Genomic DNA, 19,046 nt, shown 5'->3' on the forward strand with positions numbered 1-19,046 from the left:
CAAACGAGGATCAGAATGTACGAAACGTCGGACTTTAGAAAAAATCTTAAGATTATGGTTGAAGGCAAACCTTACGTGATCGTGGACTTCCAACACGTAAAACCAGGCAAAGGCAACCAATTCACCCGCACAAAATTGAGAAACATGCTGACAGGCCAAAACCTGGAAGTAACTTTCAAATCCGGCGAGAAATTCGAAGTTCCAAACGTTGAAAACAAAGAGATGAATTTCCTTTATAAAGACGATACTGGCTTCAACTTCATGTCGAATGAAACCTACGAGCAAATCGCGATGTCCGAAGATGACCTTGGCGAATCAAGATACTACCTGACTGAAGGTTTGAAAGTTGTGGTTCTATTCTACAATGAAAAAGCCGTTGCTGCAGACGTTCCAAAAGCTGTGAACTTGTTGGTTGCTCAAACAGACCCAGGTATCAAAGGTGACCGTGTTACTGGCGCTTCCAAACCAGCAACTATGGAAACTGGCTTGGTTGTGAGCGTGCCTTTGCACATCAATGAAGGCGATACTTTGCGTATCGATACTTCAACTGGTGACTACGTAGAGCGCGTAAGCCAAAGATAGTTAGTAAAAATAATCACTAACGCAAGATATTAAGTCTCCGCTAACACTGGTTTTTATAACAAAATAACAGTGTTATTCTGATTAATCAGGGCGGAGGCTTTTTTTGTCCACTTTTGTTGAGTTGGAAATTCAAAATTTACTCAATGAGACCAGCGATCTGGATGAAGTGGCTTCACGACTTATTTCCACCCTGGACTCTTCTCCTGAACAGATTTCTCTGGATAACATCAATGCCTTGGCGAGATTTCTAAATCTAAGCGGTCGCCACCTGCAACTTGCAGAATTCGTTCTTAAGCATATCGACAACGAAACATTTCCTGTGCCATGGCCGTTTTTTATCGAGGCCTTGGGGCATGCCTCTTTGGATCTTGATGACAAAGTCATCGAGGCATTGATCGAGGGTATCCGAGAAAGCGAATCTGAAAATGAAGCCGCCAGATCTCAGGCTCTGAATTCACGCTCGCCTCTTTTGGGTGAATGGCGCTCGAATCGCAAGTACCGCATTCACAAGGACTTCCTAAGCAATAAAAAGAATCTCCTGGATCAATTGATCACTCTGCGCACGCAGCAACTTTATGAACAGGAAAAAGTTCTGCTGGAGCGACTGCAAAAACTTTATCCGGGCGACAGTGATGTCAGCAATGAAGTTCGCGAACACCGCCAGCGCCATGCTTTGGAAATTCTGGCACGCCGATCCCCGCGCGCTCGCGATCCGAAACCTGAAGAGCTTTCACCAAAGGATCCTGAAGTCGAAAAAGTTATGCTGATACTTTTGCAGAATCTGCGTGACCATGCGGAGCAGGATCCGGATATGGCATTTGATTTTGCAATCGCCGCGTTCATGCTGGAAGGCTACGAAACGGCTTTGGACATCTTGCAGTTTTGCGACATTTCCGAAAGCCTTTTATGGTTCCGCCTGGAAGTTCTGCTGCAATGTCGTCGCTTCATCGAACTTCTAAATGAAATCTCTCATGTTGAACTGGCTCTGGCGCACGAGCCGGAGACATTCTTTGCGACTGCTTACCTGCGCGCTCAAGCCATGTGGGGTATCGGGCAAAAGCACACCGCAGTTGAAATTCTGGAAGGGCTGCTGGCATCCCGTCCTCATTACCGGGCCGGCAGTGCGCTATTAAGTATTTGGAGTGGCCAGTGAAACGCGTCTTTTGGATTTTGATCACTCCAACAGTGGCATTCTTGATTTTATGGGGCTTGGGCACTTGGTTGATTATTCCGCGCCTGGAAGCCTGGGCTCTGAATGAATTGCAAAGTTATTCCAAAAATCTGCCTGTGGACATTCAAGCGGAGCGCATGCGGATTCGCGTACTGAGCACATCGGTGGCGCTTGATAATATCCGCATTATTTCAAAAGGCGAAATCACCAAAATCACCGAAGAGATTCGTGTTGCACGAGCGCGCGTGCAGTTGGATTTTTTCTCGCTGTTGGCCGGCCGTCTTAAACTTTCTGCTTTGGTGATCACTGCTCCTGAAGCAAAAATCAATATCGATCCCCTGATCAAGGACGACTCGAAGCCAAAACCGCTGCCTATAGATGAGATTTTCTCCATCACGGAAAAAATCCCCCTGCAAAAGGTTTTGATTCAGGATGCACACATCCTGGTGAGCTCTGAAAAAATGGGCTTCCACGTTGAGGCAAACAGTATCGGTATTCTTTTGACCAATATGGGCCGCAACATCACCGCCAAACTGGACACTCCAGCCCTGGCGCTGTCGTTGAAAAAAGTCGGACAGTTTTCCGGCTCACTGGACACTCACCTTTATTTAACCCGACAGTCTCTGCGCATTTTGCAATTGGGCGTACGCCTTGATGAATCCGAAGTTCTGGCCCGGGGTGAACTGACTGATTTTAAAAATGTGACTGTCAAACCTTCTGGTGTCATTGATTTGACTGCAAAGATCTCTCTCGAGGATCTTTACGAAGAACTTCATGACATCAAACCTGAAGCTAAAATTCCAAAACTTTCCGGAACCCTGAATACAGAGGCCGAAGTTCGCTTCAATGGCCTGCAGGATATCCAGGGTAAAGCCGATATCAACACCGAATCCGTTATCGTGGACAAGTTCACATTGGGTGACGCGCACATCAAGGGCGAGTACAAGGACAAGGCCTTTAATTTTTCAGAAGTCCAAGTCAGCCATCCGGCGGGCGAAGCAAAGCTTAACAAGTCAGAATTGCGACTGAACGAAAACTACGACTTCCAATCTGAGATCAAAATCAACAATCTGGATCTGCAAAAGCTTTTTGTCTCCCTGGATCTGGCAAACATCCCTGTTGGAGTTCAGCTGCAAGGATCACTTCCCTGCTCCGGAAAAATCCTGCCTTCCTTCCAATTGAATTGCGAAGGCGGAACACTTACAGGACAAAATCTTTGGGTCAAATCTGAAAACAACTCCAAGGGAACAGAAATTGTAAATCTGAAAGACATGAAGGTCACCGGCAAAGCCCACATGACCACGTCCTCTGTCAGCTACGATACCCACCTGCAGATTGGCAGCAGTGTTGGCACCAGCGATGGTGTTATTGATTTCGATAAGGGTTTTAAGATCAATTATAAAACCAAAAACCTGGACACCAAAGACATCCAAAACCTGGCGCACCTGAAAATGGCAGGCCAGGCCAGCATTGAAGGTTCAACCCAAGGAAACGCCGACACAGCAACGATGGACATGGTTTTGAATGTTCGGAACTTTGTTTTTGAGACTTTCACTCTGGGCAATGCCATCAGCAACGTGAAACTGCAAAAAGGTCATTTGATATTCTCGGAGATCGCCGGCGCCGAAAACCGCACCCAGTATATTGGCGACCTCGATATTAATTTGAACAACAGCTCTCTTGTCGGAACATTCAGTGCACCGACGGCTGATTTGGCCGACATCGCAAAAATCATTTCCGGCATCTATGAATTCCCTTTCTCCGTTCAGGGTATTGGAGCAGCCAAAGTCTCTGTTCAAGGGCCTTTGAATTTCTGGAAGCTAAACTACAAACTGGATTCCGCCTTTAAAAACGTCAAAGCCGGCGGCGAAAGCTTTGATCAGCTTCACTTCAACGTGGATGCCACCAACGGAAATATCAAAACTCGCAAAGTTCAACTTCTGAAGAACAACTCCGTCGCCGACGTCACGGGCGACATCAGCTCAGATAAAATTCTGAATCTGATTGTTGACGCCAAAAACTGGAGACTTGAGGAGTCCGATATTGTCACTCAGATCGCTGACAATATTTACGGGGCACTGAATGTTTCTGCTGAAATTAAAAACTCCTTCAGTGATGCACGTGTAAATATCAAGGGCGGCCTGACGGAAACAGTTCTTGAGGATCAAGAGGTTGAAAACTCCAATTTCCAAATGAGTGTCGACACAAAGGCATTCGGCGGACAGGTAAACCTCTTTGGCGATAAAGTCCAGGGCAGCTTCCAGTATCCATTTGAAAAAGTCTCCCCGCTTAGAATTCAGATGAAGACGAACAACTGGACATTTGCAACTTTGCTGGCCTTGATTGGCGGGGCAAATCTTGCAAGTGAATACGAGTCCTCGTTGACCGCTACCATCGATCTGCGCTCCGAGTCCGGAGATCTGCTTAAATCATCCGGTAAAATCCTGATCGATGAGTTTTCACTTAAACGCGCCAACTCCAGCATCTCCAATAACGGACCCATTGAAATTGCCATGGACAATGGCTCTGCGACATTTAAAAACTTCATCCTGCGTGGGCCACAAAACTCAATTCAGATCAAAGGCAATAATGTCACGGCAGAACGTTTGAACATGGATATACAGGCAAGAACAGACTTGAGACTGTTGCAGATCTTCATGCCATTCCTTGATGACTTGGGCGGCCCATTGCGTGTTTCCGCTGCAGTCTCCGGAAGGCTTAGTAAGCCGGAAATCCTGGGCACGGCGAATCTGACTCGCTCTTTTGTTAAGCTAAAAGGCTTCCCTCACCCACTGGAAAGACTGCAAGCCAACGTTTCTTTCTCTCAGTCACGCATCATCATCAATGACCTTAAAGGAAACATTGCCGGCGGAAACATGACCGGTGACGGAAGTGTTATCATAAATGGTATTCAGGACCTGCCGGTTTCTGTGCGAGCTCATTTGGAAAACATCAGTTTGAACGTGCCAGACCGCGTCCACACCAGCGGCGAAGCTGACTTGTTGTTTTCTGGAAAATGGTTCCCGTTTACTTTGTCCGGAACCTACCGTGTGTCAGGCGGGGTCTTTGAACGTGAACTGACTGAAGGTGCCGGCGGAGTTTCAAACATCCAGCAAAGTGCTTACCTGCCAAAAGTGTTGCGTGAAAATCAATTTGAACCCATCTTGCTGGATATCCAGGTCAACCTGGAAAAACCGCTTGCGGTAAAGAACTCCATGATCGACGGTTCCGTTTCCGGAGCTTTGGCTGTTAAGGGTCCACCCACGAATCCAATTCTACTGGGAAAAATCACCACGGAAAAACGCTCTAAGTTGATTTTCAAAGATCGCCACTTTGATATTCAGGCCGGCAACGTTGATTTTTCTGATCCGACTCAGATCAATCCAAACCTTTACGTCACCGCCACTTCACGTGTGAATGAATACGACGTGAGCCTTTTCGCCCAGGGCTCAGCGAAAAATCCAATCATCAAACTGACCAGCGTCCCCCCCCTCTCCGATCAGGACATTGTTTCATTGATTGCCCTTGGCGTGACCTCGCAAAGCATGGCGACTTCAGGGCAGTCCAAAGCACTTGCTGATCAAGCGGGTCTTGAGGTGGCAGGCGCCGCCTTCGCAAAAGAAATCAACAAACCACTTGAAAGCACACTGGGCTTGAATTTGTCTGTGACGTCCAAATACGATTCCACTCGCAATATCAGTATTCCTAAAATCACCCTGACCCGTCGTTTGACGGACAAAATGAAAGTCTCTGGCAGCCGTCAAGTGGGCGACATTTCAGGTTACGACGTGAGACTGGAATACCTGTTAAATCCAAATTGGACTGCCGTGGGTTCGTTTGAAAATAAAAATATTTACGAGAACAGCACCTTGCAAAACACACCTGTGGAAAACGAAAGTATCTTCGGTCTAGATCTTGAATTTAAGAGGGAGTTCAAATGATTCGAGCTTCCTCCCTGACTCTGTCAATTCTGCTTTTGATCCAGTCCGGCCCTGCATTTGGCAAGGGCTTGGATATTTCAAGTCTTCCGGAAAATATGCAAACGGAACTGGTGCAGCGTTATCCGGCAATCAAAAAGGATTTTATTCCTTTAAGTCTGATCGACGATGTTCTTAGATACCTGCAGCCTCAGCCCTTATTTGATCGCGTGATGGTGACGGAAATAACTGCCGGAACTTATAAACTGGAATACGTGGTAGCCCGCAGGATTGGGGAAATCAAGATCACCGGGAATGACTTTTTCTCGAACTCTGCAGTTTTGTCCATTTTTACCGTCAAGTCCGGAAACGTTTTTGATCAGCAGGAACTGGCTGAACTGGGTGAAAAGCTGCGTCTGGCTTACAAAGATCAGGGCTTTTTCAATGCTGTCGTCGATATTGAAATGCCTCCGGGCAAAGGTGAGAATGTCGATATTCATTTGAAGGTGACTGAAAACAAGCGCACGGTCATCCATAACTTAATTGTACAAAGCCCCAACCATGCCCTGAATAAGGCCATGGTCGACAAGCTGGATTCCAGCCTGGATGAACCATTGACGGAAAAAAATCTGTCGGATCTTATGAAGTCCGCCCGCTCATTCCTGAATAGCAAGCGCTTTGTCCGCGCTGACTTTATCGGACCCAAAATTGAATATAATTCTGACGAATCCGAAGCCACCCTGACATATCGTGTGGAGCGTCCGGAATCATTTAAATTTGAATATGAGGGCGTTGAAATCCTCAGTCGCGGAAATTTGAAAGATGCCCTTGATCTGGATAATTTCTATTCTGCCAATCCTAATATCGGTAACGAACTTTCCGCCAAACTTCGTGCTTACTATCTTTCTGAAGGACATGCCCGCGCCGAAGTCAGCAGCCGCGAAGAGGAAGACGGCAGCCCTTTTCAGCGTAAGATTATTTTCAATATTGAAGAAGGCCCAAAAGTAAAAATTCAGGGCATCAATTTAACCGGCAAGTTCAGTCGTGATCCCCAACACTATGCGGATATCATCAAAAACTACAGCTCCCCGATTGTTTCAAAGGGCTACTATAATAAAGACGATATCGACGCGGGCTTAAAGAATCTGGTTCTGGCACTGCAAAACGAAGGTTACCTGCAGGCGAAAGTCACTTCCAGCCGCCTGACCTACAATAAGGAAAAAGACAAAGTCACCCTGTACGTGAATATGGACGAGGGGCCTCTGACGCTGATGCAGTCCGTGTCTTTCCTGGGCAATCAGGCTTATCCAAGTGATGAACTATTGAAAGTCACAGGCCTGAAACCAGGCCCACTGCGCTTGAATCAAATCGATCAAGCCGTGAAAAACATCAAAGATTTCTACCATAACAATGGTTATATCGAGATGCTTTTACTGAACGAAAGAGAAGACCTGGTCTCTTACGACGAGACCAACACCAAAGCTACTTTGAACTTTAAAATCTTTGAGGGACCTCAGGTCCGCGCTGCCTCCATCGTTTTGGAAGGAAATACTTTCACCCGAGACTCTGTTCTGTATCAGGAATTGGAAATCCGCCAGGGTGAGTTGATCACGCCAAAGAAACTGGAAGACTCGATATCTCAGCTGCAAAGAACCGGTTTGTTTAACACCGTGGACGTCAGAACACTGGAAGAAAAAACCAACATCGCAGATCGTACGGTGATTGTTCGTATCTCTGAGCGTGAACCCGGAACATTTAATATCGGTGCCGGTGTGACCAATGAACGAAAACTGACGTTGCGAGGATATACCGGGATTGCCTATCGCAATTTGATGGGCACGGGGCGCGGGGTCTCCTTACGCCTTGAAGGTAATTATAATATCGCTGACGTTAAATATCTTGAGCACAAAGTGGTTGCTGGTTACCTGGAGCCTTACTTGTTCGGTTCCCACATCCGCGGTCGCGTGAATATTACTCTCTCCAGTCAGATCACGGATTATAACTTCAAGCAGGTTACTGATTTGAATCAGTATACTTATACGATTGAAAAAGACCTGACTCCGAAAATTCTGGGAACCTGGGATATTTACTCTCTGGCACAAGTGAAGGACTCCGGTTTGGATGACACCTACCCGTACCCACCGGAACGTCAGGATATCGTCACGACAGGTCCCAACATTGACTTCGATTTCAGGGATAACCCTTTCAATCCGACTGCGGGCACGTTCACCCGCATTAATGCCGAATATTCAGATCCTTCTTTTGGCGGAACTGAAACCATTAATTACTGGCGTGCCGTGGCCGCAATCACCTTCTATAACAGAATCGGAACGGCTCAAAAGCAACCTATCATTTGGGCAAACAACTTCCGCGGCGGTTACCTAAAGAATCTAAGTGAGATGCCTGACACTTCTGCCCGTCAGAATGGTGTGCCTTGGGATAAAAAAGGTTTCAGCTTAGGGGGGATCTCCACGGTTCGTGGCTACGAAGCGGGCTCCGAGTATTTCCCAAACAACAACGATCTGGGAATTGCCGGCACCAATAGAAAGTACTATCTGACGACGGATTCAACCATGGGACTTATCAAATCTGAATTAAGATTCCCGGTGTACGATGCCCTGGGTGGTGCCGTGTTTTATGATGGCGGTATCGTGCAGATTCAAGGCTTGGATATCAACGAACCGTACCGTGCTTCGACCGGTTTCGGCATTCGCTACAACACCCCGGTCGGCCCCCTTAGCGTGGATATGGCTTGGAAGTTGAACATGCAGCCTGGCGAGGAGCCGTGGCGCGTACACATCTCGATCGGTACATTCTAAAAGATCGTCTCGACAAAATAAAAAACCCGGTTGGAAAACCGGGTTTTTTTTATTTTCAAATTTGAAAATGAAATTAGCGAGATTTGGAGCTCGCGAATTTACGACGCAAATCCTGAGTAACTTCTTGGATCGTCGCATTCAAAGTCACTTCAAAAAGATCTTCGGCAGAGATTTTGTATAGTTCGCCCAGCTTTTTCAAAGCATTGATCGGTGGATGAGAAACCCCACGTTCCCAGTTGGAAATAAACTGAGGCGTTGAATAACCCAACTTGTCTGACACATCTCTTTGGGAAAGACCTGCAGCCACACGTTTTGTTTTTAGAAAGTCAGCTAACATATTTTTTTGTCTCATATAACCGCCTGAACGAAAATAATCATAAACAACTTTTCAGAATGTGACAAACTGATTTGGACAGAATCTCCAAACCAACAACTAAACACAGTATACATCACTTGAAGTAAATTCCGTCCTGTTTTTTCGCATAGGATGTGTAAAATAGCATAGGACCTCCCTAAAATCAGAGAAGGACTCAATTATGAACTCTAAATCCTGGAATGAAGTCTTCAAAATATCCACCCTTTCCGTGAATCCCCGGGGGTTTTTAGGATTGTACGGGCTTTTAAATCTCCTGCAAGAAACGGCCTGGCAACATGCGGAAAGAATCGGCTTTGGTTCAGATCAGATGGCCCGCGACAATATGTACTGGGTCATTACTCGCCAAATTGTCGAAATGACTGCGTGGCCCCGCTTTGGCGAAACCATCCGAATCCAGACCTGGCTGCGCCCACCCGAGGGGGCTTTCGTACTGCGTGGTTTTAAAGTTTTGGATTCCCAGGACAAGGTCATTGGCACTTGTACCACCAGCTTTTTGGCGCTGGAGCAAGGCAGTGGCAAAATTCTTCCCGTTGAGAGCCTGCGCCCTTGGTCGGAGCTTATTGGCGAGGAAACACTCGCATTGGAAACCGAAAAGATTGCGGTCCGTGGTGATTACCTGAAACTGGCAAACTTTGCGGTTCGCAATTCCGATTTGGATATCAACTATCACGTGAACAATGCCAAGTATGCGCAGTGGATACTGGATGCTATTCCCTATGAACTTCACAAAACTTTAAAACTGAAATCCTATTCCGTAAATTTTTTGGCAGAAACCAAACTGGGTGATACTGTTGATATTGAACAGAGCCTGACGGATTCATCTGAAAATGCCCAAGGCGGCTCCTCCGTTTATCGCGGGGTACGCACCGCAGACGGCAGGAATTTATTCACGGCTCGCTTGAATTGGGAGAGACCCTAGTGTTTGAGCTTAAGCCCTTTGCAGAAACAGAATTCACGAAAATCATCAAGGTGGAGTCTCAGGTCTATGTCACCGCCAAGGATGAAGTGATACTTGAGTTTTTCCTCTCAGGTCCCACTCGCCATTTGCATTTCCCACCGCAGCACGAGGGTGCGGATTCTGTACGCCGGGATGAACTATGGAAGACCACTTGCCTGGAGGCTTTCTTTGCTTTCGACAACAATTCTGACTCCCCTTACCTTGAAGTGAATTGCTCACCTAATGGCGACTGGAATGCTTATGCTTTCAACAGCTATCGCCAGGGCATGAGAGCGGATGGCACTGCCTCCGTGAATCTGATTCACCGCTCTTTGGAATCAGACCAGGCGGTCTTTCGGGTGAGAATCCAATCACCGGCGATGCCTCAATTTAAGCAACTTGGCATCACGGCCGTCATCGAGTTTTCCGATGGATCAAAGTCCTATTTCGCGTTGTCACACCCGGGTCCTCAGGCCGATTTTCACAATAAAGCGGCTTTCACCTACTCCCTCTAGAGGAGCATCGCAGAAACCCCAAGCTTTCCCTCTCAGTTCCTTGACCACCGCAAGCGTGGCAAGTTAGCTTTGTTTGCTTTCATTTAATAATAAATAACGCGTCAAGTCTTGAGGCTTGCCGCAAGCAAGAGTCTCGAAAGGATTCCCAATGAAAAAACACACAGTACGTGTTTATCCATCTAAAGAAAAATTAGATCGTAAAGATCAACTGGCTTGGAAAATTGCAGAGATCGCTTCTGACAATGCTCCAATCAAAGCTGACGTTTTGGATATGGTTATCAACCGTATCATCGACAATGCGTCTGTAGCTATCGCAGCTGCAAACCGTCGTCCGGTGGCTTCTGCTCGTGCAATGGCAATTGCGCATCCACGCAACGGTGGCGCGACTGTATTCGGCATGCCGAACGATCAAAAATTTGACTGTGAATGGGCTACTTGGGCTAACGGAACTGCGGTTCGTGAATTGGACTTCCATGACACTTACCTGGCAGCTGACTACTCTCACCCTGGTGACAACATCCCAGCGATTCTTGCAGTTGCTCAACAAATGGGTAAAAACGGTAAAGAACTTCTTAAAGGTATCGTAACTGGTTACGAAGTTCACGTGGACCTGGTAAAAGCAATCTGCCTTCACATGCACAAAAAAGATCATATCGCTCACTTGTGCCCGGCTCAAGCAGCAGGTATCGGGACTTTGTTGGCTCTTCCAACTGAAACTATCTTCCAAGCAGTTCAACAAGCGGTTCACGTGTCTTTCACGACTCGTCAATCTCGCAAAGGTGAAATCTCTTCTTGGAAAGCTTACGCTCCAGCACACGCTGGTAAACTAGCTGTTGAAGCAGTTGACCGTGTTATGCGTGGCGAAGGTGCTCCATCTCCAATTTACGAAGGTGAAGACTCTGTTATCGCTTACATGCTTGACGGCAAAAACGGTAAATACGAAGTACCACTTCCAGAAGTTGGCGAAGAAAAACGCGCGATCCTAGAGACTTACACTAAAGAACACTCTGCAGAGTATCAGTCTCAGGCATTGATCGACTTGGCTCGTAAAATGAAGCCAATGATTAAAAACTTCGACGATATCGCAAATATCGTGATCCATACTTCTCACCACACTCACTACGTCATCGGTACTGGTGCGAACGATCCACAAAAAATGGATCCAAATGCATCCCGCGAAACTCTTGATCACTCCATCATGTACATCTTCGCAGTGGCTCTTCAAGACGGTACTTGGCACCACGTTAACTCGTACGCTCCAGAGCGCGCGAAACGTGCTGACACTGTGGCATTGTGGAACAAAATCTCCACTATCGAAGACAAACAATGGACTGCTTGGTACCACGAGACGGATCCAGATAAAAAACGCTTCGGTGGCCGCGTAGAAATCACGATGAAAGATGGTTCTAAAATCGTTGATGAACTTGGTGTGGCTGATGCGCATCCAGCGGGGGCTCGTCCGTTCAAACGTGCGGACTACATCCGTAAGTTCGACACTTTGACTGAAGGAATCATCACTAAAGCTGAGCGCGATCGTTTCATCGGTCTTTGTGAGAATTTGGAAAACTTGACTACTGAACAGGTTCAACAGTTGAACGTGCAAATTCCTATCGACAAGTTGGTTAACAACAAACGCGATACAAAAGGTATCTTCTAGTCTTCGGACGAAGACCGTCAGCGACAAGGGCGGGCCTTAGGGTTTTTACGAGACCCGGGCCTCCTGCCCTTGCCGCTTCGCCTTCGGCGAGGGCCATCCAGGCCCCGCGGAGGTCTCTACAAAACCCTAAGGCCCGCCCTTACCGCTGCCTGTTTTGTTGAAATAGAAAATCACTTTTGAAAGACATTGATGCTGAGACATCTTTTGATTCGTAAGTGATACATTTAGTATCGATCTGGTTCAGAGTGCCTTCTTTTAAACTCTCAAAAGCCTCGAACCGTAGATTTTGATTTTATTTTTTATTCCGTAATGGAGGTTCGTTATGTTGTTTCCTGAAATTACACCTGCTCAGAAGCGTAAGAATTTTAGAGATGCTTTGAAGACTGGTAAGCTTTTGCAGATGCCGGGGTCTTGGTCTCCGTTGGCTTCTATGGCTATTGAGAAGGCTGGGTTTGATGGGGTTTATATTTCTGGGTCGGTTTTGTCGAACGATTTGGGTTACCCGGATATCGGTTTGACTTCACTGACTGAAGTTGCTCAGCGTGGTCGTCAGATTGCTCGTACGACTTCTTTGCCTACTATTATTGATATCGACACTGGTTTTGGTGAGCCGATGAGTGCGACTCGTACGGTTCAAGAAATGATCGAGATGGGTCTTGCTGGTTGCCATATTGAAGACCAGGTAAATCCTAAGCGTTGTGGTCACCTTGATGGCAAATCACTTGTGGGTCGCGATGAGGCGGCTCGTAAAGTGGCAGCGGCGGCTCGTGGTAAAAAGCTTGATGAGAACTTCCTTTTGATTGCTCGTACGGATGCTCGTGCTTCTGAAGGTTTGGATGCGGCGATTGACCGTGCTAAGGCTTATATCGATGCCGGAGCGGATTGCATCTTTACAGAGGCGCTTGAGAACGAGGCGGAGTTCGAAAAATTCCGTAAAGCAGTTTCTGTTCCTCTTTTGGCGAACATGACTGAATTCGGTAAAGGTCGTTTGTTCACTTATACGGAGCTTTCAAACCTTGGTTACAACATCGTGATCTATCCTGTAACGACTTTCCGTCTGGCGATGGGTGCGACAGTTGCAGGCTTGGCTGAAATTAAAGCTAAAGGCACACAAGAGGGCTTGCTTGAAAAAATGCAAACTCGTAAGGATCTTTATTCTTTGACTCGTTACGATGAGTACAACAGCTTTGATCAGAACATCTTTAACTTCACGTTGAAGTAGTTTTTTGATTTTTGATTTTCAAATGAAAAGAGCAGGTTTATCACCTGCTCTTTTTTTATGATGCCTTTAAGGCCTTACTCACGCTGACTGTAAAATTCAATTTTTCTCTACGAACATGATCTTGCAATATCAGTTGTACCACCAACTCTTCCAATACCTCTATTTTTCTTGCGATCTCAATGGCTCTACGAATAGACGGAATTTTACGACCATGCTCTAAATCGTTCAAACTTTGTTTGGACATCTTCAACTGCTTGGCCATTTCAACTTGAGTTAATTCTTCGCCAAGCCTGTGAGACTTTAGCAAGCGACCAAACGTAAGAGGGCCAAATTGTTTTTCAATTTCAACAAGTCCCAATCTTTTTGTTTTAGTACTCATGCTTGTTCACCTCTTCGAGAATAACAATTGTTATGGTGCCGTCGTATTCTTCCGTATAAATAGCTCTATAAGATTTAGTTAGACGGATCGACCTCTGTCCATGCCTAGTTCCTTTCAATGGTTCGTCATGATATCCAGGAATCTTCCTAACCTCACGAAGACCCTTAAGCTCGACAGACATTGCCCAGGCGACCAACTTATCGAGCACATAATCCGGCACTTTTCTAAGCTGTTTACGGACTTTATCAAAGTCGACTCGGTCCACTTATAAAGTACTCCATTTTGGCATACTTTTCAAGCCCACTTGAAATTTCGATATGGCGGTGAAGTTTACTAGCATTTAAGCCCCTTTTTTAATAGGAGGGCTCTTCTGCAAATTTTATTGGTGACTGAGATGAGAATGGTTGATTTTGAAGGTGGACGACCACGAAAGTCGGAATCTTCAGCCGCCTGCTAATTGTATCTCGGTAACATCCACACCCGCTAAGGGTGTGGATGTTATTGGTCTGTAACTATTTTCTTGGGAAGTGTTTGTAGTAAAGATCCCAGGAGTCGATCATGGAGCCATCATCGAAGACGCAGGCGTCGTATTGGTCGTTGTTTTGGGCTTTTAGAATTCTGTTTTTTGCACCTACGTCCCAGCAATAGAGAGCTGCCGGATTACCCGCCAGAGGCGTTGGATTTTTTGTCGGCGTTTTTGCTTTGCCGGTGAATACCGTCCAAGCCTTGCAGCTTGGTTTGCCACCTTTGAAGCAAGCTTCATTGATGTTGGCCTTCTCGTAGGTTTTAAACTTAATTTGTTCGTATTTGTCGTTGTTGTAGTATTTGAGAGTCTGATCGGCGTGAGCTCCGGCAGCGAACATCAAAGTACCCAATACAAATGCTGAAATTTTCATATGTCTATCCAATCCTTCTAACTATTTTTTATCTTCAATCCAGGTCAAAGTAGCTTCTGCGTAAAAGGTCCGATCCAACAAGGTCTTCGCATCCACCCAGCCATCATTGTTGGCCTTCTGCCAGCTTTTTCCCCAGCTGTTCAATATTTTGATTGAGTCAACACATGCACCCTTTGAGTCACAGACTTTTCGATAACCTGCAATCACAGCCCCGTGCAGATTTTGGCAGGATTTTTTAGTGGGTTTGGCGTCCAGACAAATATTCCCTAGCCCAAGAGGACGTCCTTCGTTCAGCACGCCTTTGATCGTTTTCAGAATCTGGCTATAGTTACCTGTTTTACCAATTTCAGGATCGAGCTTCACTTCCCGCTTGCTAGAGAACTCCAAACCCAGTGATTTATTCAGTTTTTTACACGCCGGCGAAATCATGACTCTATCAAAAAATTCAGCATAGGTTTCCTTCCCAAATGCCTTCAATAAATCCGTTTCAGAAAGATTGAGGTTTAGACTGCCTTCAATCTCTGTTTTCGCAGTCGTATAAAAACTATTGGAACAGCTTTCGCAGTCCTTCGGAATCTTTTTGGAATTATTATATAGATCCTTTAGCTTGCTCCAGATTTGCAACTGAACTTCAACGCCTTCCTCTGCCCCACCTACGCGGCTTAAAATCTTATCCAGAGAAAGACACTGCTCGGAGGGTGCAAAGCCACCACCACTGACCAACTCTTCAAGTGCGTTGGCAATATTTCCAGCGTATGGATCCGCGGCATCCTCTTTAGATTTTGTGGATTTTTTTTCTCCATCCTCTGCCGCACGCCCCAAAGGAGCCAGACCCAACGGAGAAAAAACCTGTTCTTCTGAAATACTTCGACAATCCGTTTTCATGGAACGGCAATTTTCAGCGGTCAATAGTGTTGAAGCTGCGACGGCATAGCAAATTCCCAGCGTATCCTGGGTGAGTTGCGGCGGAAGATTCTCGATCTCAATTTGAGACTGAGCATCCACCTTTTGGTTCGCTGAATTCACAGGCTTGAATCCATAGACCTGGGCATTGCTGAGTATTGGCAAAAGTAATGTCGCGATCATCAATTTCATAGCTCAATTGGATCACAAAATTCTCATTATGAGAATCTTGCGGATTTGCCCTAAAATTCCACTAAACAAAACAGGACCTTGGTCCGATGAGTATCCCGATGAGACTCATTCTTTCGATCGTTCTATCATTCAGCAATCCTTCATTTGCCTTTGAAAGCACCCCTGTAGTTTTCAAACAAACTGATATGAGCGCCCGATTCATCGCCAGCGAAAACTACGAAGACTTCCGTATCGATTCCGACCTGGATGGCCATGTTGATTTATGGGTGGTAAAAAAAGACCAAACCACAGCTATTGTTAAATTCAAAAACGGCAAGCCATCATCGATCGCTTTTAAACGCGCAGACTCGCAAGGAATCAAAGAAGCTCAGTTTGAATACGGGCGCGACCATTGGAAACTAAGCAGCTCAGCGGCACGCACCCCGTCTGTCATGAATGGAACTCCAGGTGACAACGCCTGTGTTGAACAAAACAAATCAGTTCTTGGCGATCTTTCGAAGTTCACTGAAGAATTCAATTTTGCGCAAATCACTAAAGCGGCACAAAACGCCATTTCCTGCGACGATGCCGAAATCAAAAATGAAATTGCCGTGGCACTCTCAAAGATTATGAAGGATGAATCCCTCTCTGGGTGCATTGGAACACCGGTAATTCAGAAATCACTTCCGGGAGCGGATGCTTCTGAGCTTCAGTATTTTTCAAACAAATTGAAACTGGATCTTAAAAAAATCAGCGCTCAACAAGAGGGCAAAAACCTGATCTCCTGCAAAAAATCCGCTGAAGGCGCAACAGAGCCTACTGGAAAGTACACTGAAAATGGTGGGATTGAAATCAGCATTCCAGCAAACGCTGACGTTGAAGAACTTGCCGCTAAGTTAAAGCCGCTCCTATATCATGAACTTTTGCACAGATCCGGCATCAGTGACGAGAAAACTACTGATCAAATCGTGAATATTTGCGCTAATGGAAAAAAAGTTAAACCATTGAGTGCCCAAAATAATACTTTACTGATTGTCAAAAGCAACGTGGACAAAAGCACGAACAACGTGGCAAAACAAAAAGTAAATGTCGCCCGAGAAGTAGTTAGCGCAAAGGTTCAAACTAAAACTCGTTCAATTGCCAGCGCTCCTGCTGAACACATCAGCTCTGAATCACTCAACATTGCCAGCGAAATCTCCTCCGCTGAGGTTCAAAACTCCATTCCATCGTCGTCAAACTTGGCGAAGGGACTAAATAGCAGTAATGAACAGAGTAACTTGCAGGCCAGCCAAACGCAGTCTGCACCAGTGCTTGCCATGGCGGATCGTGCAATGGGCGTGATGAACACTCCGGCGCTAGCCTCTGAAGACTCGTCCGGCTCTGGCTCTTCTTCAGTTCGCTCAACCAGAGAGCGTTATCAATCAAGACACAATGGCTACGATAGCCCCGACAGCAAATCAGCGTCTGCGGCATCTGGCTCTGGCACGGACATTTCAAAAAAGCTCTACCTTGGCGGCAACACGAACATGAAGGTGGTGCAAGAGGTGGACCTTACCAAAGGTACACCTGCTGATGCCTCCCCTAACACCATTACTGCTACGTCCAGTGGCTCGCGAATGATTGCATCTGCCGGTCGCACATCAGCCTCTGATGGCCGTTCCGACGTTGAGGTTGCAAGCAACGACAACCTGGCAGCAGGACGTTCTGGCGGCAGCGGCAGTGGCAGCTACTATAACAGCACGACATCGGGCACTCGCAAAACCAATGCAGCGACTCGTTCTGTATTCAGTAGTGGCTCTGCGGGCAGCTCACGAGATGAAATGCTTTCCAACTTTACCGGCGCAAGCTATAACATGGCCAAAGGCATGATGAAGGAATCTTCATTCCAACAAAAGATGGTGGAATATCAAATCACCGTGATTGACAGCTCCGGTTCACGCTGGGGCGCCAGCAAGGGCAAAACCGTTTTCTCTGATGACGGCAGCCGATTTATTCGCGTCAAATAGCACCCACTTCACCGCTTCCCATTCACCTGTGTAAACACAATCGAACAGGGATCAGGCACTGTCTATTTTTTGGTAGACAATCTGCCCTCCCACGGAAAGTCAGTACCCTGTCCTTTTGATCTGGAGTCAATTCGAGGTGGGCATGATTTTGCAATACACCCCTTTGTGTCTTATTACTCTGGGGAGGGTTAATGAGAAATCTTCGTGGGAACCTGGCTAAGCTTTCGATCTTGCTTGGTTCGGCAGTAACAATCGTCTCATTTCAAAACTGTTCCAAAGCTGCATTTAGTATTGATCCCAGAGCCAAGCAATCCGCTCTGGATAATTCCAATGTCTTTGACAATGGTATCTCCGACTTCCCGGCTCCTAATGAAGGCAGCGTCCCTGATTCTTCAAGCCCAGACGATAGCGAAGACAGCAGTACTCCTGACTCTTCATCCTCCAGCATGATCAGCGTGACACCAAACGCTGTATGCGGCCCTAAAATCGGTTCTGAAAAAATGTCAGTGCTTGCGACGACCTCCAAAATCGTGGCAGTACTTTATAAATCCAGCATGGGATCCATCGCGGCACAGGCCGTACCGGTTCAGGTATGGGATAGCGAAGCAGATTCCAAGCGCTTTAAGGAACAACTGGTTCTCTCCAAGAACATCGAGTTTCAAGTAAGCTCTCCTCTGTCCGAGGGCGTTTACTCTGTTGTGTTCTGGGATGGCGCCAAGGCTCAAGCTCCATATAAATACTCAATGAATGGCGCTGAAAAAGCAGTAGCGCCGATTCTGGATTCAGTTGCTAACATGCTGGATGTGAACTCTGCATTCCGCATTGGCAAGGACGGCAAGCTTCAAGGCAAAATCCAGGTGGCCAATGTTCTGGTCGGCTTCGAAGGCGACGCAGCCTGTGCAGATGCTGACGTGATCGACCCATTGCTTTTGCAATTGAATACAAAATCACCGAAACCAATCGCTCTGACTGCGCCTGAGCATGGTGTGATGTTTGACCTTCTGGGTGCATTGAATAATCACAAGCCAGTTAGAACTGCATGGTTTGCGACAGCGGATACAGAAAATTACTTCCTGGTTCTTCCAAATGGCCAAGGCAGAGTTCTGGGTATCAACGAATTGTTCGGTGATGCGACTTTAGGTCCGGATCAAAAGTTTGCAAAACAAGGTTTCCATGCTCTGGCTAAATGGGACGAAGACAAAGATCGTATCATCACTGGTGCAGACTCTGTGTTCGGTGCCCTGAAACTGTGGAAGGACGACAATCTGGACGGTATCGCGCAGGCTTCTGAGCTGCACTCTCTGGATGAAAAAGGCGTTATCGCGATCGACTTGAAGTACGACCGCCGTTACAAAGAAGTCGACCAACACGGCAACATGATCCGCTACAAATCAGTGGTGGTCATGAAAGATAACAGTTACGGATTGGTTTACGACTTGTACTTAAGATTTATTAAATAAGATTAGAAAGAGGGAATATTAACTTTTAACCGAAT

General features: G+C 46.5%; 14 protein-coding genes. 10 read left to right on the forward strand and 4 right to left on the reverse strand.

The features are described 5' to 3' along the window. Positions 1-15: 15 nt before the first annotated feature. From efp to ACLVWR_RS00390, 4 genes are all read left to right on the forward strand, one after another. Positions 16-582, forward strand: coding sequence for an elongation factor P (gene efp / locus ACLVWR_RS00375; RefSeq protein WP_413581989.1), 567 nt, complete (start codon positions 16-18; stop codon positions 580-582). Positions 583-685: 103 nt separating this feature from the next. Beyond that, complete coding sequence (locus ACLVWR_RS00380; protein ID WP_413581990.1) at positions 686-1,735, forward strand: hypothetical protein; 1,050 nt, start codon at positions 686-688, stop codon at positions 1,733-1,735. Beyond that, a complete protein-coding gene (locus tag ACLVWR_RS00385; protein WP_413581991.1) occupies positions 1,732-5,694 on the forward strand; it encodes a translocation/assembly module TamB domain-containing protein in 3,963 nt (1,320 codons plus the stop codon). The genes ACLVWR_RS00380 and ACLVWR_RS00385 overlap by 4 nt, the downstream gene beginning before the upstream one ends. Continuing rightward, positions 5,691-8,489: a POTRA domain-containing protein gene (locus ACLVWR_RS00390; protein ID WP_413581992.1), complete on the forward strand. Its 2,799-nt coding sequence runs from the start codon at positions 5,691-5,693 to the stop codon at positions 8,487-8,489. Before ACLVWR_RS00385 ends, ACLVWR_RS00390 begins: the two co-directional genes overlap by 4 nt. Before the next feature lie 73 nt (positions 8,490-8,562). Here the strand turns inward: ACLVWR_RS00390 and ACLVWR_RS00395 are convergent, their stop codons facing one another. Beyond that, positions 8,563-8,841: a helix-turn-helix transcriptional regulator gene (locus tag ACLVWR_RS00395; protein WP_340596879.1), complete on the reverse strand. Its 279-nt coding sequence runs from the start codon at positions 8,839-8,841 to the stop codon at positions 8,563-8,565. Between the two features lie 184 nt (positions 8,842-9,025). Between ACLVWR_RS00395 and ACLVWR_RS00400 the strand changes: the two genes are divergently transcribed. From ACLVWR_RS00400 to prpB, 4 genes are all read left to right on the forward strand, one after another. Continuing rightward, positions 9,026-9,784 carry an acyl-[acyl-carrier-protein] thioesterase gene (locus ACLVWR_RS00400; protein ID WP_413581993.1) on the forward strand — a complete coding sequence of 253 codons (759 nt, stop codon included), beginning with the start codon at positions 9,026-9,028 and terminating at the stop codon, positions 9,782-9,784. Further along, complete coding sequence (locus tag ACLVWR_RS00405) at positions 9,784-10,317, forward strand: DOMON-like domain-containing protein (protein ID WP_413581994.1); 534 nt, start codon at positions 9,784-9,786, stop codon at positions 10,315-10,317. The genes ACLVWR_RS00400 and ACLVWR_RS00405 overlap by 1 nt, the downstream gene beginning before the upstream one ends. 148 nt (positions 10,318-10,465) lie before the next feature. Continuing rightward, a complete protein-coding gene (locus tag ACLVWR_RS00410) occupies positions 10,466-11,974 on the forward strand; it encodes an MmgE/PrpD family protein (RefSeq protein WP_413581995.1) in 1,509 nt (502 codons plus the stop codon). 322 nt (positions 11,975-12,296) lie between these two features. Further along, a complete protein-coding gene (prpB, locus tag ACLVWR_RS00415; RefSeq protein WP_413581996.1) occupies positions 12,297-13,196 on the forward strand; it encodes a methylisocitrate lyase in 900 nt (299 codons plus the stop codon). A 55-nt stretch (positions 13,197-13,251) separates the two neighbouring features. Here the strand turns inward: prpB and ACLVWR_RS00420 are convergent, their stop codons facing one another. The 3 genes from ACLVWR_RS00420 to ACLVWR_RS00430 all read right to left on the reverse strand — a co-directional run bounded on the left by ACLVWR_RS00420 (position 13,252) and on the right by ACLVWR_RS00430 (position 15,566). After that, positions 13,252-13,575 carry a helix-turn-helix transcriptional regulator gene (locus ACLVWR_RS00420; RefSeq protein ID WP_413581997.1) on the reverse strand — a complete coding sequence of 108 codons (324 nt, stop codon included), beginning with the start codon at positions 13,573-13,575 and terminating at the stop codon, positions 13,252-13,254. A gap of 512 nt (positions 13,576-14,087) precedes the next feature. After that, on the reverse strand, positions 14,088-14,471 hold the full coding sequence (locus ACLVWR_RS00425; RefSeq protein WP_413581998.1) for a DUF333 domain-containing protein: 384 nt from the start codon (positions 14,469-14,471) through the stop codon (positions 14,088-14,090). A gap of 21 nt (positions 14,472-14,492) precedes the next feature. Continuing rightward, complete coding sequence (locus ACLVWR_RS00430; protein WP_413581999.1) at positions 14,493-15,566, reverse strand: hypothetical protein; 1,074 nt, start codon at positions 15,564-15,566, stop codon at positions 14,493-14,495. Between the two features lie 98 nt (positions 15,567-15,664). Between ACLVWR_RS00430 and ACLVWR_RS00435 the strand changes: the two genes are divergently transcribed. Continuing rightward, positions 15,665-17,551 carry a hypothetical protein gene (locus ACLVWR_RS00435; RefSeq protein WP_413582000.1) on the forward strand — a complete coding sequence of 629 codons (1,887 nt, stop codon included), beginning with the start codon at positions 15,665-15,667 and terminating at the stop codon, positions 17,549-17,551. Positions 17,552-17,742: 191 nt separating this feature from the next. Further along, positions 17,743-19,011 carry a hypothetical protein gene (locus ACLVWR_RS00440; RefSeq protein WP_413582001.1) on the forward strand — a complete coding sequence of 423 codons (1,269 nt, stop codon included), beginning with the start codon at positions 17,743-17,745 and terminating at the stop codon, positions 19,009-19,011. Positions 19,012-19,046 lie beyond the last annotated feature (35 nt).

Source organism: Bdellovibrio sp. HCB288 (genome assembly GCF_047305935.1).
GTDB lineage: Bacteria > Bdellovibrionota > Bdellovibrionia > Bdellovibrionales > Bdellovibrionaceae > Bdellovibrio.

What these genes read in the sequence shown, in the direction of transcription:
- efp (WP_413581989.1), top strand. Translation starts at nt 16, where the DNA reads ATGTACGAAACGTCGGACTTTAGAAAAAATCTTAAGATTATGGTTGAA.
- ACLVWR_RS00390 (WP_413581992.1), top strand. Translation starts at nt 5,691, where the DNA reads ATGATTCGAGCTTCCTCCCTGACTCTGTCAATTCTGCTTTTGATCCAG.
- ACLVWR_RS00395 (WP_340596879.1), bottom strand. Translation starts at nt 8,841, where the DNA reads ATGAGACAAAAAAATATGTTAGCTGACTTTCTAAAAACAAAACGTGTG.
- ACLVWR_RS00400 (WP_413581993.1), top strand. Translation starts at nt 9,026, where the DNA reads ATGAACTCTAAATCCTGGAATGAAGTCTTCAAAATATCCACCCTTTCC.
- ACLVWR_RS00410 (WP_413581995.1), top strand. Translation starts at nt 10,466, where the DNA reads ATGAAAAAACACACAGTACGTGTTTATCCATCTAAAGAAAAATTAGAT.
- prpB (WP_413581996.1), top strand. Translation starts at nt 12,297, where the DNA reads ATGTTGTTTCCTGAAATTACACCTGCTCAGAAGCGTAAGAATTTTAGA.
- ACLVWR_RS00420 (WP_413581997.1), bottom strand. Translation starts at nt 13,575, where the DNA reads ATGAGTACTAAAACAAAAAGATTGGGACTTGTTGAAATTGAAAAACAA.
- ACLVWR_RS00425 (WP_413581998.1), bottom strand. Translation starts at nt 14,471, where the DNA reads ATGAAAATTTCAGCATTTGTATTGGGTACTTTGATGTTCGCTGCCGGA.
- ACLVWR_RS00430 (WP_413581999.1), bottom strand. Translation starts at nt 15,566, where the DNA reads ATGAAATTGATGATCGCGACATTACTTTTGCCAATACTCAGCAATGCC.
- ACLVWR_RS00435 (WP_413582000.1), top strand. Translation starts at nt 15,665, where the DNA reads ATGAGACTCATTCTTTCGATCGTTCTATCATTCAGCAATCCTTCATTT.
- ACLVWR_RS00440 (WP_413582001.1), top strand. Translation starts at nt 17,743, where the DNA reads ATGAGAAATCTTCGTGGGAACCTGGCTAAGCTTTCGATCTTGCTTGGT.